The following is a 16154-nucleotide window of genomic DNA, read 5'->3' on the forward strand; positions in this document are numbered from 1 at the left end:
CCTGCGCGCTCGACCGCGACCGACAGGTAATAGAGGAACTGCTGCATCACGGCGATCCACTCGTCGCCCGGATCGGTGTGCCACGCAAAGCCGATGATGCGGCTTTCCCCGGCGCGCAGGTTCTGGGCGATCACACTGGGGCGGTACTTCAGCTTGCGCGCCGCCGCGAGCACCTTCTGGCGCGTGGCCTCGCTGACGCGCCCGGTCCCGTTGAGCACGTACGATACCGTCGCGGTCGTCACACCCGCCTCGCGGGCAACATCTTTAATGGTCGCCATGAGTTTCTTCGCTTAAAAATTAGGAAAGAGGCGCTAATTCCATTGTACCTTATTTGCAGAAGGAAACCGTCCGGCGCGGTTAGCGCGTATGGAAGAGTAACGGGGGATCGCACATCGTTGGAGGTGAATCGACCGCTGAATCAGGTTGGAGGTGTCGTGTGAAAGTCTTCTCAGGGATCATTCTGCTGCTGGCGCTGCTGATCGCGCCGGGAGCGAGCAGCGCGCCGCGCGCCGCCGCCCAGGGTGACGCGGGCCGCATCGCCATCGCCGGGAGCGACGGCAACCTGTACGTGTACGACGTGGCATCGAGCGAGGCGACCGCACTGACCGCCGACGCCGTGCCGGGTATCAAGCAGTACAGTTGGCCGACGTGGTCCACGGATGGGCGGCTGGCCTATTTTGGCGTCGATCTGACACAGGAAAACGATCCGTACCGGCTGGGGATTTTCGTCCAGCCCGCTGGCGGCAGTCAGGCCGAACTCGTCTACAGCGCACTCGACGAGACGTTCACCTATGCGTACTGGGCGCCCGCCGACTGTGCGGCGGCGGACTGCCGCGACCTCGCCGTGCTGTACACGGGCCGGAGCGGGCTGGCGCTGCGCCGGGTGCGCGTGGCCGACGAGGTGACGGTCAGCGAACTGGGCACGGGCGGCCCGTTTTACTGGGACTGGTCGCCGGACGGCCAGTCGATGCTGTGGGCGCGCAACGGCAACAGCCTCGAAATTTACGACATCGCGGCGGAAACCGTCGTGACGCAGCTGCCCGACATGCCGGGCCTGGAACGCGCGATCGACTGGTCGCCCGTGGACGACCGGCTGCTGGCCGCCGTGCGCGTCTCGCCGCAGCGCTCCGATCTGACCGTGTTCGACGGCAACGCCCGGCAGGTGATCGCGCCAGGACTGCGCGGCGTGATCAGCTTCGAGTGGTCGCCAGACGGATCGCAGGTCGCGTACGTGGCCGGGGACGAAGCGCTGCACGTCGTGAACGTGGCCGACCAGACCGAGGCCACCACGCCCATCGAGGGCGCGCTGGCGTTTTTCTGGTCCCCGGACGGATCGCAGATCGCGTACCTGTCGCGGGTCCGCACGCCCGGCGGCACGCTGGCGAAGCCCGCGCCCCAGGTCGAACTGCGCCTGCTGTGGAGCACGCTGGACGTAGCCGCCAACCAGACCGCCGGGCTGAGCGCGTTTCTGCCCAGCGAGGATATGCTCTACTATCTGAACTTCTACGACCAGTTCGCGCGCAGCCACCGCCTGTGGTCGCCGGACAGCCGCTATCTCGTCTACGGGCAGATCCTCGCGGATGGCGGCCCTGTCGTCACGCTGCTGGACACACAGACGCCCTCGCAGACGCCCGTCAAGCTCATGGACGGCTCGATCGGCATTTTTAGCTGGGGCTAGGAATCAGGGGACAGGGAAAGCTGGACACGATAGACCGGGGCGCATCATAATAAGCGAGCAGATGGCATACATAGAGGCAGCCCCATGATTTTTAGCAAGGACCGAGATCCCAGGTTGATTACCGTGCGGCGCGGCGGCACCCTGCTGGACGCCGATCATCGCCTTCTTGCAGTGTGGGCGGCAAACTGCGCGGAACATGTGCTGCACTTCTTCGAGCAGGTCCAGCCCGGGGACGACCGCCCGCGCCATGCGATTGAGCAAGCGCACGCTTGGGTGCGGGGTGACGTGTCGATGACGCAGGCCCGCACCGCCGCCGGGCACGCTATGGGCGCGGCCAGAGATCTGAGCGGCGCGGCGCGGGAAGCGGCTTATGCCGCCGGGCAAGCGGCGGCAGTGGCGCACGTGGCCGCGCACGAACTGGGCGCAGCGGCCTACGCGATCCGGGCCGCACGCGCGGCGGCGTCCAAAGCTGAACGGGTGGAGGCCGGTCGCCTGGAATGCCAGTGGCAGCGCGCGCAGCTTCCCGGCGAGATCCGGGAACTCGTGCTTGACGATCAGCGGCTGCGCAACCAGTACTGCTGGTTCGTGTTCGACTGCTGACCGGTCCGCCCCGGCCCGCTGCGCCGATCTAACTGTGTCATCGGCCCCACGAAAATCAACAAAGTCGTTCGATCAATGCTGAAGGGAACAGGATCAGGGCCAGGGCAGCACGCCCCGACCTCTGCCCCCTGTTCCCTGCACTTTGTTATCCGCAGGCGTCCAGGTCGCGCCACTTGGCCACCGTATCGTCGGTCGCCAGCGTGTCCTCGCCTTCCCCCAGGGTTGCGGTAAGCTGCCGGTTGGCGATCTCCTCGCAGTCCGGCCCCTTCTCGACCTGATCCCAACTGCCGCGCGCGAACTTGTATTCCATGCGCGCGCCTTCGGGGATTTGCAGCGTCAGCGTCCAGTGCGTATCGTCCACCTGCTCCATCAGCAGCCCGGCGGGGTCCCAGCTGGGATAGTCGGACGTGCCGAAGCTGCCCGCCAGGTACACGTCGCCCTCGGTGTTTTCCGGCACGGTGACGTTGAACACCACCGGAACCATGCCCTGCGTGACGCTCACGCCTTCGGCCAGCGCCGGATCGGACTCGTTCAGCGAGCTGTCCACCGCCGTCACCGCGTAGGTGTAGTCCGTGCCTTCGGCCACGGCCTTATCGGTGTACGTCGCGCCCTGGTCCATCGGGATTTCGGCCAGCAGCGACTGCTCGCCGCTGTCCTCGGACCGGTAGACGCGGTACGCGTACAGATCGTCCGCCACCGACGGTTCCCAGGTCAGGATCACGCCGGAGAGCGTCGCGCGTTTGACGGTCAAGCCCTCAGGCGCGGGGGGCGGCATCGTATCGTCGGACGCCTGCACCGTCACCTGCGGGTAGGTGCCGTCGTCGTACGTGGCGAGCGTCCACGACTCGCCCGCATTGGTGCTGAAGCGCGCCACGGCCTCGTAGTCTCCCGCCTCGTCTGGCGCAAGCGACGCCGCGTAGACGTCCGCACCGTCCAGATCCTCCGTATACTGCATGGGCGTCCACGTCGCCGCGGCCAGATCGCCGTCCGCCGGAACGAGCGCCACTTCGGCCAGTACACCCTGCGCTGCGCCGTCCACGTCGGTCACGCCCGCGATAGTGATCGCGGCCTGAATGTCCACCGTCGCGCCCACCGTCAGCGGCACGACCAACGGCTCGGCGGGCGCCTCAGTCGCGGGCGCGCCGTCCACCACGTAGGCCACGGTGTCGATGGTCGCCGCCGGGATCGCCTGGGCGCTTTCGCCCTGCGCGCCGACCAGCCCGTCTTCACCCACGGCGGCCACGGTGTAGAAGTAGCGGAAACCGTTGGCGACGGTCGTGTCCTCGAACGTCGTATCCGTCACAGGCGCGTCGCTGACCGGCTCGAAACCGCCCGCCGCGACCGGGCTGCGATACACCACGTAGCCCGACGCGCCCTCGACGGCGTCCCAGCTCAGCGCCACGCTGCCCGCACTGCCTTCGGCGCTCAGGCCGGTGGGCGGCTCCGGCGCAGCGAACGGCGCATCTGCCGTCACCGTCCAGGCGTTGCCGCTGTTGGCCGGGACGGTCACGCTGGCCGTGCCGCCATCCGTGCCGATCGCGTCGGCTTCAAAGACCGGCAGCAGGGTCAGCCCCGTGGGCAGCAGCCCGCCGAACGCCAGATCGACCGTCTGATCGTCCGCGCTGTTGTTCAGCACCACGATCGCCGCGTTGCCGCTGGCCGTATCCGTGCGCAGGAAGGCGTAGATGCCACTCGCATCGTCCGCCGCCAGCGTGATCATCGCGCCTTCGCGCAGGGCGGGATTGGCGTGACGCAGCGCGCCCAACGCCTGATAGTAGGACAGCATGTCCTCGTCCGGTGCGGGGTAGGCGTCGCCCTCCGTGTCCGGCCAGGGATACGGCGCGCGGTTGTACGGATCGTCTTGCAGGTTGCCGCCGCTGTCGGGAATGCTGGGCGCGTCGATGGCGATCTCGTCGCCGTAGTACACGGTCGGCGCGCCGGGCATGGTGTACTGGAACAGCGCCGCCAGCTTTTGAAGCTGCGGATCGTCACCCACCACGAAGAACAGGCGCGACGTGTCGTGGCTGTCGAGCAGGTTCATCATGGCGTGATAAGCCATCGGCGGGTAGTCTTCCTCGATGGCGCGCACCGATGTCTCGGCCTCGCTCGGCGTCAGCGCGTAGATGATGCGGTCGCCGTTCGAGTCGTTGTCGGTGTATTGCTCGTCGCGCACGAAGCCCAAAATCGCGCTGCGCAGGCGGTAATTCATGGTCGAGTCCCACTCTTTACCCAGCAGCCAGCGCGAGGCGTCGCCCCATTCCTCACCGATGATCACGCCTTCGGGATCGACCTGCCGCACCACAGAGCGGAACGCCTCCCAATACAGCGTGCCGCGCCCGCCGGGGTCAATGTCGCCCGCCACGTCCAGCCGCCAGCCGCCGATGCCCGCGTTGCCCCAGGTGCGCACGACGCTGTCGTCATCCAGGAAGATGTACTCGCGCGGGCCGATCTGCGAATTATCGATCTTGGGGATGCTGTCGAAGCCCGCCCAGGACGTGTAATACGTCGCGCCGTCGGGGTTATCCACGCAGGCGTCGGGCTGGTTGAGGCGCGGCGCGATGAACAGGAACCAGTCGCGGTAGGGCGATCCGAGATCCTCGCACGCGCCCGCCTCGCCATAGAAGCGGTGGTAGCGGTCGAAAAAGACGCTGTCCGACGAGACGTGATTGAACACGCCGTCCAGAATGATCCGGATGCCGCGCGCGTCGGCTTCCTGCACCAGCGTCTCGAAGGTGTCCATGTCGCCCAGGTACGGGTCGATCTTCTTGTAGTCGGCGGTGTCGTAGCGGTGATTCGAGCGCGCTTCGAAGATCGGGTTGAAGTAGATCGCCGTCACGCCCAGCTCTTGCAGGTAGTCGAGCTTTTCGATCACCCCCGCGAGGTCGCCGCCGTAGAAGTCGCTGTTATAGTAGCCCTCGCCGCTGGGGGCCGTATTCACGCGCCCGTCGACGGGTTCTTCGTTCCACGTCTCGTGGAACAGCAGCGGCAGGCTGCCGTAGAACACTTCCTCGCCGTCCACGGGATCGTTGCTGGTGTCGCCGTCGCGGAAGCGGTCGGGGAAGATCTGGTAGATGATCGCGTTGCGCATCCATTCGGGCGTGTAGTAGTCGGGATCGTAGACCGTGATCTGGTAGCTCAGGTCCGGGCTTTGCGCGTAGGCCGCGCCGGGCCCACCCTCCAGCGACGCGACGTAGTTGCCGCCGCCGGGCCGGGTATCGTCCTCGTAGTAGAGCGTCTCACTGCCTTTGGACAGGATGAAGCGGTACCAGTAGACGGTCGTCTGGCGACCCACGTCCACCGACGCTTCCCACAGGTCATAGCCGTCGGGCGTGGTCGCCGCGACGCTCATCGGAATGAGCTGCTGCGATTCTTCCATCGCGTCGAACAGGCGAAGCTGCACGCTGTCGAGGTCGCCCGCCGCCGCGCGCAGTCGCAGCGTGACGGTCGTTTCCGTGGTCACCGCACCGCCGGGCGTGCGGTAAAGCGAGTCGCGGCTGTCGTGCAGCAGCGCCGCCTGATCGATGCCGTCCTGCGCGCGCGCAGGCGTGGCCGTCAGCGGCAGTGCCGACAGTAAAAACGCCGCCACCAGGATCGCGGTCAAAACACTCTTGGACTTACGCCACATAGAGAGTCTCCTATTTGAAATATGCTTCCGGGGGAAAACAATAACGGGCGAGTGCCCCTAGTTGATGCGTTAAAGGTCAACCAGATTGCAGCGATCAGACGGTCGTGGTTGCTCCGCCCAGGGTAGGGGCGTATTGCAATACGCCCCTACGTGATCGATGGTAACTTTGGCTAACCGCCGACTTAGCCCTTGACCGAGCCGAGCGTCAGGCCGCTGATCAGGTACTTGGAACTGTACAGGAACAGCGCCACGACCGGGATCGTGATCAACACCGACGCGGCGGCGTAAAGGCCCCACTGCGTCTGGAAGTTGCCGACGAAGTCGTTCAAGCCCAGCGGCCACGTGCGTATCTCGTCGGCCTTCAGGATCACATTGGCGACCTGATATTCCGACCACGCGTTCAGGAAGTTGAACAGGAAGATCACCGCCAGCGCAGGTGTGGAGAGCGGCAGCACGATGCGATAGAACGCTTCCAGGCGGTTCGCGCCGTCCACCATCGCCGCTTCTTCCAGGTCGTACGGGATCGTGTCGTAGTACCCCCGCAAGATCCAGATCGACAGCGGGATGGCCGTGGTGATGTAGGCCAGCGCCAGCCCCAGCAGGTTGTTTTGCAGCCCCAGCCGCGACACGATGATGAAGATCGGGATCAGCAGCATACCCGCCGGGATCATCTGCGTGGAAAGCAGGATTAGCAGCGCGGGCGAGCGCCCGGGGAAACGCCAGCGCGAGAACGCGTAGGCGCTGGTCGCGGCCACGATCACGCCGATGATCGACACGACGATCGTGATCAGCGCGCTGTTCCAGATCCACAGCGTAAAGTTCTGCTCGGTGAACAGGTTGGTGTAGTTTTCCAGTGACGCGTTTTCAGGGATGATCGCCAGCGACGACGACAGCAGCGTTTGCGTGGGCCGCAAAGAGACCGTCACCACGCGCGACACCGGGTAGATGGTGATGATGCTGTAGAAGATCAGGAAGCCGTGATCCGGGTAAGCGACCAGGATCGCCAGCCAGATCGCGCCCAGCAGATACAGGACGTTCATGCCCTGTGTCAGCATCAGCAGCACGCCCGCCACGAGCACGATCGGGATCAGCCCGCCGCGAATCCGGCGCAGCCACAATGCAGAAGGTGCTTCGTAGGGACGCTCGTCCACGTAGCGCTGGCGGTAGGTATCGAGAATACTCATGACGACTCGTACACTCCCTTCAAAGCCCCGCTGCTCGTCACCCAGAAGCTAGCGAACAGGAACAGCACGAAGAAGATGATCAGCGAGAACGCCGCCGCGAAGCCCAACTGGAACTGGCCGTTTTCACCGAACGCCGCGTTGTACAGGGCGGTCACGAGGATATTGGTGCTCTCGTTCGGCTCGCCTTTCGTGATCAGGTAAATGACGTTGAAGTTGTTGAAGGTCCAGATCACGTCCAGCGTGACGATGGGCACGGCGACGGGCCGGATCAACGGCACGGTCACGTTGCGGAAGCGCTGCCATGCGTTCGCCCCGTCGATCTCCGCCGCTTCGTAGTATTCCCCGGCGATGGATTGCAGGCCGCCCAGCAGCGTCACCATGTAGAACGGGATGCCCAGCCAGATGTTGACGAACGTTACCGCGATGAACGCGGGCAGGGGCGTATAGAGCCAGTTGACCGGGTCCAGGCCGATCTGCGTCAGCAGCGCGTTGACGAACCCGAACTGGTAGTTGAACTCGCCCTTCCAGGCCAGCGCGATGATCGGCTGCGGGATAGCCCACGGCAGGATGATGATCGCGCGGTAAATGCCCCGGAAGCGCAGGCCGGGCCGGTTGAGCATCATCGCCAGGATCATGCCGAAGATGAGGTGGAACACCACGTTCAGCACGGTCCACGCGATGGTAGTGCGCATCAGGCGCGGGAAGGTGGAATTCTGCGTTTGCAGCAGGCGGCCCCAACCGGTCACGTCGCCGGTCGCGGGATCGGTGCGCACAAAGACGCGCTTGAAGTTCTCCCAGCCGTAATTCAGGCTGTAGAGCACGATGTCGCGCTGGGTGGTCGTCACGTTGCGCGGCTCCTCGTTGAGCCAGCCCACCGTGCCGTCGTCCAGCCGGACCTGATAGCGCGAGAAATCGTGCGGCTTGTCGTCCACCACGGTCACCCGCTGATCTTCGTCCAGCTCGGCCAGCACGTCGCCCACGCCGCCGATTTCCGCATAGGCTTCGGCGGTGTCGCTGGTGCTGTAATTGGTCGCAACCTCGCCATCGACCGTCACCCAGCCCATCGTGCCGTCATCCAGGCGGATGCGATGCCACGTCACATCCTTGGAGTCGTCGCGCTCCACGAGCCGCACCTGCGATCCGGCGGGAACGTCGCCCACGGGGTCGCTGTTGGCGCTCGTATCGCTCAGCAGCGTCGCGCCGTCCGCAAGCTCGAACACCTCGACGTCCGTCACGTCGGTCGGGGTAATCCCGGTGAGCCAGCCTTCGATCCCGTCCTCGGTCTTCGCGTGATACCACGTCACGTCGGTATCGTTGTTGGTCGAAACCAGGATCAACTGCTGCCCGGCGCTGATCTCGGCCACCGAATTGCTTTCGGCATCCATCTCGGCGTAGAGCGTCGTTTCGGCGGGAGAGGTGAAGGTCTGGATCGTGCTGGTCGCCTGTTTCTGGACATTAGCCCAGCCGGTCAGGTTGTCGAGCGGATAAAACACCTGATACCACGTGAGGGTGACTTCCTGGATCAACTGCGTTTCTTCGCCGGAAGTTGCCGTGCCGACCACGTCGCTGTCCGGCGACATCTCATCGTGCATTTCCGCCTGATCGGCGGGGAAGAACGACCGGCTGGTGGTGATCAGTTCGGCGTCCACCCAGGCCGTCGTGTTTTCATCGAGGCGGATCTCGTACCAGCTCGTGCGCGCCGATTTCACCTCGCGCCCGCTCGTGCCCGCCGCGACCGTGTCCTCGACCGTCTCGCCGCCGACGCTGTCGGCATAGAGCGGCGCGTCGTCGCGCACGAAGAAGACGTTGTTGGGAACCCACCCTGTCTGGCCGGACGACGTTTGCACCGGCCACCAGTCACGCTCGTCCTGAATATCCAGCACGGTCGCCTTGTACTGGTTGAACGCGCGCACGCAGATCGGGTCTGCACCGCAAAGTTGGGTGGAGGGCGTGCCGTCGTCGTTCAGCTTAACCGGCTGCCCGGAGTAACGAATATAGTTACTAATTTTAGAGCTGCGTCCGGTAATCTTGACCTCGTCGCCCTCTTGCAGATCGAAGGCCACGTCTGCCGTTTCGTTCGGCTCGACGCGCGCCTGATAATCGGTCTGTATCGCCACTTCGGCGTTGGGCGCGGCCTGCCCCAGCGAACATTCCGCGTTGGTAATGTCGGTGTTGGGAATGTAGCAGGAGATGGTCTTGAGGCGCAGGTCAGAAAATGCGAGGCGTAAATTATAAACAAAGGGATAGACGGTAAAAATCAGTAGTGCCGCCGCCGCAGGGGCCACCAGTGTGTAAGGCAGCGCGAACCGGCTTCGGAAAACTTTCGCCACCAGGAGATACACCAGTCCCTCAAGGACTACAGTGGCGACAATCGCAACAAGCAGCAAGGGCAGCAGGCTAAGCAGTCGCTCGACAGCCAGGTCGAGTGTCAGCCCTTTGGCGAGCAGCATGGACATCTCCTTTCAATGAAAAAAGTGAGCAGCGAGTAAAGGCAGGCTCTACTCGCTGCTTCGAGATCCACTGCCGGTGTGACCTCAGATGTTCAGGCTACTCAAGCTCGGCGATGCATTCTTCCGCGAAGGACTGCGCGTTGGCGGCAGCGTCTTCGGGGGTTTCAGAACCATTCATGACGGCCTGATATTCCTGCTTGACACCGTCGAACAGGCAGCGCATTTCAACGTTCACCGGCTGCGGCACGCCCGTCGACAGAGCGGCGGCGCTTTCAGCCGTGAGCGGATCATTCGCCACTTCGGGCGCATCGAATGCCGGCAGGTAACCGGGCAGACGGCCCTGCTCAACCGTGTACTTCAGGATCTGGTCGGTATCGGTGGTGTACCACTCAAGGAAGGCCTGAACGACGTCCAGGTTGTCGCCCGTGGTGGCGGTCGGGATCATCGCGTACGTGCCAGCGATCAGCGGAGCAGGCTGGCCGTCTTCGAACATCGGGAAGGGCGCGAGGCCGAGGTCGTCACCGAGCGCGGCGATCATGCCCGTTTCACCACCCAGGCTCCAGTCGCCATTGATGGTCATGGCGGCCTTGCCGTCCTTGAAGAAACCGTCAAGGCAGTCGTAGTTGCATTCGCTGGCGGTGATTTCGTCGGTGAACTTGAAGTCGTACAGAAGCTGGTACGTGTCGATCAGCGACTGATTGTTCAGGTCGGGGGTCACACCGTCGGCGGCGAAGCCCACGAACGGCACGCTGTCAGGATTGATCGCCTGCATCCAGGGGAACACCCAGAAGCTTTCTTCCTGGCTGAACAGGAACGGCACGAAGCCTTCCACGTCCGCATGTTCTTCCTTGAGCTGCTGGCTGAGTTCGACCAGCTCGTCAACGGTCGCGGGCGGGGTGTCGATCATCGACTTGTTGTAGATCAGCATCAGGTGGTTACCGGCGCTGAAGGGGATACCCCAGATCTGGCCGTTGAGGTTCACGGTGTTCAGGTAGTCGTCCATCGTGAACAGGTCGTCCAGCGGCTGGATGATACCGGCTTCCACGAAGGGGCCAGCTTGGTCGGCCACGGTCCACAGGAAGTCCGGCACGCCTTCGCCCGCCAGAGCCACGGTCTGCAGCTCGGTACGGACTTCTTCAACGTCCTTGGTTTCGATCGTCAGGGTCGAGCCGGGGGCATTTTCCGCCGCCCACTCGTCAAACGCGCCCTGCATATCGATGGCGGTCATGAATTCGGGGGATTCTTTGGTCCACAAGATCAGATCGACCGCCGGAAGCTGTGCGGTTCCTTCAGTCGTAGCGGGATGAACATTAGCGGCAAACGCGGGCACGGTCAGCCCGGCGGTCGTCGCTACGAGAAGTGCGATCACGCCTAGAGACTTAAACGTTCTACGCATCCCTACATATTCCTTTCAGTCAGCGTTGTTCTGTGCCTTATTAGTAGTTGGAGACTTTGCATTTAAATATTGCGGCATTCAGCGCCCGGCAGTGGGAGCCGTCTACCTTTGTTTTTACATCAGTTCGGCTAATTTGACAATATCGGAAAGCCCTTGAACAGAGATGGGCTAAGTCCACCATGAAGTTGCCCTCAGCCCATTCGCAGCACACACTCCAACAACCTTTACCGACGAAACGCGGCGCGATTTGCGTATATAATGGTGACGCATACCACAGGAACCAGCCATCCATTCGGACGGGGCCGGGCGAAACGAGGAGCAAGACAGTATGACGAGCAGGCGAATCTTGGCGCTGATGGCGCTGGCAGGGCTGGGACTGGTGCTTTTGTCCGCGTGTGGAAGCACAGGCGCGGGCGCATCGGGCCTGCCCACGCTGCCGCCGACCATCACCGCGCTGCCCCCCGTGACGCCAACCGACATTCCCGCCCCGGACCCCATCGCGCTGCCCGCCGTCGATTGGGACAACATCGAGCCGTTCCGCGCGGCGATGCGTCCCGCCTACGCGGAGGACATCGACGCGTTCGAGGACGCCAACCGCTACTACATCGAGGCCAGTCTCGATTTCGAGAACGGGATCTCTGTCCTGCGGGGCGCGGAGCGCGTGCGCTACACCAACCACTCCGCCGACACGCTGACCGAGATCGTGTTCCGGCTCTACCCCAACCTGCCCGCGCTGGGTGGGCGCATGACGATCTATCAGGCCGAGGTCAACGGCGTCCCGGTCGATCCGGTCCTGACCGAGCGCCTGACGGCGCTGGCCCTACCGCTCGCGGACCCGCTGGAGCCGGGCGAATCGGTGGAAATGATGCTCCAGTTCAGTGCCACCGCCGAGCGCGGCATGAACGCGTCTTACGGGCAGTTCGGCTACCAGGACGAGGTGTTCTCCGGGCCGGAATGGTATCCCGTGCTCTCCGTCTACCGCGAGGGATCAGGCTGGTGGACCGAGCGCCCCACGCCAACCGGGGACGCGGTGTTCAGCGAGACGGGCCTGTACGAAACCTACCTGACCGTGCCGAAGGATTTCACGGTGGTGATGAGCGGCTCGGAGATCGAGTCGTTCCCGGTGGACGAAAACCGCACGAAGTACCACTACGTCAGCGGCCCCATGCGCGATTCGATCCTGGTCGCCAGCCCGATCTTCGGCAGGCTGACCGAGATGGTGGACGACATCAAGGTCAACGTCTATTTCTGGCCGGGTGGCGAATCGGCAGCGGAAGCCGTGATGATCCAGGCCACCGACTCCGTGCGCGTCTTCAACGAGAACTTCGGGGAATATCCCTACGCGGAATTCGACGTCGCGGAGACGTTCAACTTCACCGGCATCGAGTATCCCGGCGTGGTGGTGATCGCCAACCGAAACTGGGTGCGCGGCAACGCCTTCCTCGAAACGACCGTCGCGCACGAAACAGCGCACCAGTGGTGGTACAGTATCGTGGGCAACAATCAGGTCGATGAGCCGTGGCTGGACGAATCGCTGACGTCCTATTCCGAATACGTGTACGCACGCAACGTCTACAACGAGCGCCGCGCCCAGGAACAGCGCGAAAGCGACCAGGACTACTACAACTTCTATCGCGGCTCCGGCGCGCCCGATCTGCCGCTGGACCTGCCCGTCACGTCCTACACGGACAACAACTACGCCGTGATCATCTACATCAAGGGGCCGCTGTTTTACGCCGAGCTGGAAAACCTGCTGGGGCGCGAAAAATTCCTCGCCGCCGTCCAGCTTTACTACGAGCGTAATCGCTACCGCGTGGTCGAGCCGAACGACGTGCTGAGCGCCTTCGAAGACGCGACCGGCGAGGATCTGGACGCGATCTTTTACCAGTGGGTGGGCGACTTCCCCGGTCTCGATCCGTCCGTGGTGGAGTCCGCCGTCGCCGAAGCGAGCTAGGCGCGGGCCGCGTTTTGACCAAGGCCTGTCCCGCCCCAGAACTTGCACGAGTCTGTTACAATCAAACTAGAATATCAGCCGCCGCCATTCGAGCGGCGGTTCAACTTTAGGAAGATGCAGCGATGGCCGGAACAGCCCCCTGGTGGAAAAACTCACGCGGCGAATATTACGTCATCGCGCAGGGATTTCTGTTCCTGCTGGTCGCCGCCGGACCGCTGCTGGCCGATACGCAGGTGGGGTCGGACGATCTGCGCGTTCCGGCGCTGGCGGCGGGCGGCATCCTGTGCGCGCTGGGTGGGCTGCTGGGGCTGGCGGGCCTATCGGGCCTGGGACGCAACCTGTCCGCGCTGCCGCATCCCAAAGACGACGCCGAGCTGGTCGAAACAGGCCCGTACCGTTTCGTGCGTCACCCGATTTACTGCGGGCTGATCATCGGCGCGATGGGCTGGGGCGTCGCGTTCCGCAGCGTCTTGACGATCGGATTGGCGCTGGTGCTGTTCGTCTTTTTCGACATCAAGTCGCGGCGCGAAGAACGCTGGCTGATGCGCAAGTTCCCCGGCTATGCCGCCTATCGCCAGCGCGTGCACAAGCTGATCCCGTTTATTTACTGAGCGCGTTGCCACGAAACGCCCCACCCGGTAAGATCCGTGCTGCACGTCCGCTTCAACATCACTGACACGCAGGAGAAAGCCGTATGACCGTTCGCGTATTGTTCGTTTGCCTGGGCAACATCTGCCGCTCTCCGATGGCCGAGGCTGTCTTCGCGCATCTGGTGGAACGCGCCGCGCTGGAGGGCGAGATCGAGATCGATTCGGCGGGCACGAGCAGCTATCACATTGGCGAGCGCGCCCACCGGGGCACGCGCGACGTGCTGCGGCGCAACGGCATCGACTACGAGGGCAGCGCACGGCAGGTGATGCAGCGCGATTTCGAGCGGTACGATTACATCCTGGCGATGGACAGCGACAATCTGGCCGACCTGCGCCGCCTGATGCCCAAAGACAGCAAGGCGGTCGTAAAGCGCTTCCTCGATTACGCGGACGGCGTGAAGATCCATGACGTGCCCGACCCGTACTACACCAACCGCTTTGACGACGTGTACGCGTTGGTCCGGCAGGGTGCGGAAGGGCTGCTGGCCGCGATCCGGCAGGAAAAGGGGCTGTAAGCGCGTGGCGGCGATTCCGGCAGCCCTGCGCGACGCGCTCAGCACCCGGCTAGGCGCGCCCGTCACCGCCAGCGAGCCGGTGTACGGCGGCGACATCAACCAGGCGGCGCGCATCGAGGCGGGCGGCACGGCCTACTTCGTCAAGTGGCGCGCCGACGCGCCCCCGGCCATGTTCCCTGCCGAGGCGCAGGGGTTGCGGCTGCTGCGCGCGCCGGACGCACTCCGCGTGCCGGAGGTGGTCGCGCAGGGCGACGCGGACGGCGCGTGCCCGGCTTACCTGCTACTGGAATGGATCGAGATCGGCGGCGGGCGTGACGGCGCGATGGAGGCCCTGGGCGAAGGCTTAGCCCGGCTGCACCGCGTCGAAGCGGACGAGCACGGCCTGGATCACGACAACTTCATCGGGCGGCTGCCGCAGCCCAACTCTCCGATGATGCACTGGGGCGCGTTCTACCGCGACCGGCGCATCGGCGCGCAGGTCGAGATCGCGCGCAGGCTGGGGCGGCTTCCGGCGCGGCGCGCGGATCTGCTGGCGCGGCTGATGGCTCGCCTGCCCGATCTGCTCGACGACGAGATCAGCCCGCCCTCGCTGCTGCACGGCGATCTGTGGGGCGGCAACTACCTCATTGACGCGGGCGGCGCGCCCGTGCTGATCGACCCCGCGGTGTATTACGGCCACCGCGAGATGGATCTGGCGATGACGGAGCTGTTCGGCGGCTTCTCAACGCGCTTCTACGACGCTTACCACGCGGTTTATCCCATCGATCCCGGCTATGGGGACCGGCGGGCGCTGTACCAGTTATACTACATCCTGGTCCACCTCAACCTATTCGGCGAAGGGTACGGCGGGCGCGTCGATTCCATTGCGGCGCGGTACGCCGGAAGAGGGTAACCTGAACCCGGCGGGGGTTCTGGAAAGAGGCACAATGAACGACCTGTATGCACCTTATGAGCTTTCGGACGCGCTGGCGCAGCGGCTCCAGGCGATGCCGAAAGTCGAGATTCACGTTCACCTGGAAGGCGCGACGGACGCCGACACGGTGTGGGGCATGGCGAAACGCAACGGCGTGGCGCTGCCCGCCGCCTCCCTGGACGAGTGGCGCGCGTTTTACGAGTTCCGCGACTTCGACCACTTCATCCAGGTGTACATGAGCGCGGCGGCCTGTATGCAGACCGTGGACGACTTCATCGCCATGACCGAGAGCTTCATCCAGCGGCAGGCGCAGCAAAACGTGCGCTACTGCGAGGTCTTCCTCAGCGCGTCGCTGCTGCTCGACAAAATTCCCGAAGACGAATTGATCGATGCCTTTATCGAGGGCGCGCGCAGTGGCGAGGAAAAATATGGCACGCGCGTCGCCTTCATCCCCGACATCGGGCGCAACCTGCCCGATACGCGCTTCCGCGTGCTGGACTTCGTGCTGAAGGGCCAGGACAGGGGCGCGTTCATCGGCCTGGGCCTGGGCGGCGCGGAAGTCGGCTTCCCGCCGGAAATGTTCACGGACGTGTACGACGAAGCGGCGCGGCACGGGCTGCATCTGGTGGCGCACGCGGGCGAGACGGAAGGTCCGGCCAGCATCTGGGGCGCGCTGCGCAGCCTGCACGCCGAGCGCATCGGGCACGGCGTCCGCGCGCTGGACGACGACACGCTGGTGGACTACCTGCGCGAGACGCAGATCCCGCTGGAAGTGTCGCCCAAGAGCAACTACCGCCTGAAGGTCGTGCCTACCGACCAGCCGCACCCGATCCGCGAGCTGGTGGATCGCGGCGTGTACGTGACGGTCAACTCGGACGACCCGCCGATGTTCTCCACGCGGCTCAACGACGAGTATTTGCTGTTGGCGCAGCAGGGCTTTAGCTGGGGCGAACTGTGGCAGCTCAACCTGAACGGGCTGGAAGCCACGTTCCTGAACGACGCCGACAAGGCCGCCTACCGCGCCGAGTGGGCCGCGTGGGCGCAAACAGCGCTTTAGGGCGTCATTTTGCGTAGGGGTAGGGCTTGCCCTACCCGGCTTTCCCAACAGGCGGCGCTAACATCGCCCCAACGAAACGCAAAAGGCCGGGAATGTAATCGCCCGGCCTTTGTGATTGTTCCAGCCCTCGCG

At 64.2% G+C, this 16154-nt stretch carries 12 protein-coding genes; 7 read left to right on the plus strand and 5 right to left on the minus strand.

What is annotated here, in order from left to right:
* Window positions 1–278 (minus strand): LacI family DNA-binding transcriptional regulator (locus tag V7116_RS21480; protein ID WP_324394032.1); only part of this gene is annotated, 278 nt, incomplete at its 3' end.
* Window positions 279–436: 158 nt separating this feature from the next.
* On the opposite strand from V7116_RS21480, the gene V7116_RS21485 reads away from it, so the two are divergent.
* The gene (locus V7116_RS21485) at window positions 437–1678 is read left to right on the plus strand and encodes a TolB family protein (RefSeq protein ID WP_324394033.1); all 1242 of its coding nucleotides are present in this window, start codon (window positions 437–439) and stop codon (window positions 1676–1678) included.
* Window positions 1679–1762: 84 nt separating this feature from the next.
* Complete coding sequence (locus V7116_RS21490; protein WP_324394034.1) at window positions 1763–2278, plus strand: putative immunity protein; 516 nt, start codon at window positions 1763–1765, stop codon at window positions 2276–2278.
* Window positions 2279–2423: 145 nt separating this feature from the next.
* On the opposite strand, the gene V7116_RS21495 is transcribed toward V7116_RS21490, so the two are convergent.
* The 4 genes from V7116_RS21495 to V7116_RS21510 all read right to left on the minus strand — a co-directional run bounded on the left by V7116_RS21495 (window position 2424) and on the right by V7116_RS21510 (window position 10933).
* Complete coding sequence (locus V7116_RS21495; protein WP_324394035.1) at window positions 2424–5903, minus strand: alpha amylase N-terminal ig-like domain-containing protein; 3480 nt, start codon at window positions 5901–5903, stop codon at window positions 2424–2426.
* Between the two features lie 182 nt (window positions 5904–6085).
* Complete coding sequence (locus V7116_RS21500) at window positions 6086–7087, minus strand: sugar ABC transporter permease (RefSeq protein WP_324394036.1); 1002 nt, start codon at window positions 7085–7087, stop codon at window positions 6086–6088.
* Entirely contained in the window at window positions 7084–9537 is a 2454-nt protein-coding gene (locus V7116_RS21505) for an ABC transporter permease subunit (protein WP_324394037.1), read from the minus strand. Before V7116_RS21505 ends, V7116_RS21500 begins: the two co-directional genes overlap by 4 nt.
* Window positions 9538–9634: 97 nt before the next feature.
* Entirely contained in the window at window positions 9635–10933 is a 1299-nt protein-coding gene (locus V7116_RS21510) for an extracellular solute-binding protein (protein ID WP_324394038.1), read from the minus strand.
* 328 nt (window positions 10934–11261) lie between these two features.
* Between V7116_RS21510 and V7116_RS21515 the strand changes: the two genes are divergently transcribed.
* The 5 genes from V7116_RS21515 to add all read left to right on the plus strand — a co-directional run bounded on the left by V7116_RS21515 (window position 11262) and on the right by add (window position 16022).
* A complete protein-coding gene (locus V7116_RS21515) occupies window positions 11262–12887 on the plus strand; it encodes a M1 family metallopeptidase (RefSeq protein ID WP_324394039.1) in 1626 nt (541 codons plus the stop codon).
* 122 nt (window positions 12888–13009) lie between these two features.
* Window positions 13010–13498, plus strand: coding sequence for a methyltransferase family protein (locus V7116_RS21520; protein WP_324394040.1), 489 nt, complete (start codon window positions 13010–13012; stop codon window positions 13496–13498).
* Window positions 13499–13581: 83 nt separating this feature from the next.
* A complete protein-coding gene (locus V7116_RS21525; protein ID WP_324394041.1) occupies window positions 13582–14052 on the plus strand; it encodes a low molecular weight protein-tyrosine-phosphatase in 471 nt (156 codons plus the stop codon).
* Between the two features lie 4 nt (window positions 14053–14056).
* Entirely contained in the window at window positions 14057–14944 is an 888-nt protein-coding gene (locus V7116_RS21530) for a fructosamine kinase family protein (protein WP_324394042.1), read from the plus strand.
* A 34-nt stretch (window positions 14945–14978) separates the two neighbouring features.
* The gene (add, locus tag V7116_RS21535) at window positions 14979–16022 is read left to right on the plus strand and encodes an adenosine deaminase (RefSeq protein ID WP_324394043.1); all 1044 of its coding nucleotides are present in this window, start codon (window positions 14979–14981) and stop codon (window positions 16020–16022) included.
* Window positions 16023–16154 lie beyond the last annotated feature (132 nt).

It is taken from the genome of Aggregatilinea sp. (genome assembly GCF_036822615.1).
In the GTDB taxonomy this organism is placed as follows: domain Bacteria; phylum Chloroflexota; class Anaerolineae; order Aggregatilineales; family Aggregatilineaceae; genus Aggregatilinea.

Coding starts and splice junctions, on each gene's coding strand:
- V7116_RS21490 (WP_324394034.1), top strand. CDS start 1,763: ATGATTTTTAGCAAGGACCGAGATCCCAGGTTGATTACCGTGCGGCGC.
- V7116_RS21495 (WP_324394035.1), bottom strand. CDS start 5,903: ATGTGGCGTAAGTCCAAGAGTGTTTTGACCGCGATCCTGGTGGCGGCG.
- V7116_RS21500 (WP_324394036.1), bottom strand. CDS start 7,087: ATGAGTATTCTCGATACCTACCGCCAGCGCTACGTGGACGAGCGTCCC.
- V7116_RS21505 (WP_324394037.1), bottom strand. CDS start 9,537: ATGCTGCTCGCCAAAGGGCTGACACTCGACCTGGCTGTCGAGCGACTG.
- V7116_RS21510 (WP_324394038.1), bottom strand. CDS start 10,933: ATGCGTAGAACGTTTAAGTCTCTAGGCGTGATCGCACTTCTCGTAGCG.
- V7116_RS21515 (WP_324394039.1), top strand. CDS start 11,262: ATGACGAGCAGGCGAATCTTGGCGCTGATGGCGCTGGCAGGGCTGGGA.
- V7116_RS21520 (WP_324394040.1), top strand. CDS start 13,010: ATGGCCGGAACAGCCCCCTGGTGGAAAAACTCACGCGGCGAATATTAC.
- V7116_RS21525 (WP_324394041.1), top strand. CDS start 13,582: ATGACCGTTCGCGTATTGTTCGTTTGCCTGGGCAACATCTGCCGCTCT.
- add (WP_324394043.1), top strand. CDS start 14,979: ATGAACGACCTGTATGCACCTTATGAGCTTTCGGACGCGCTGGCGCAG.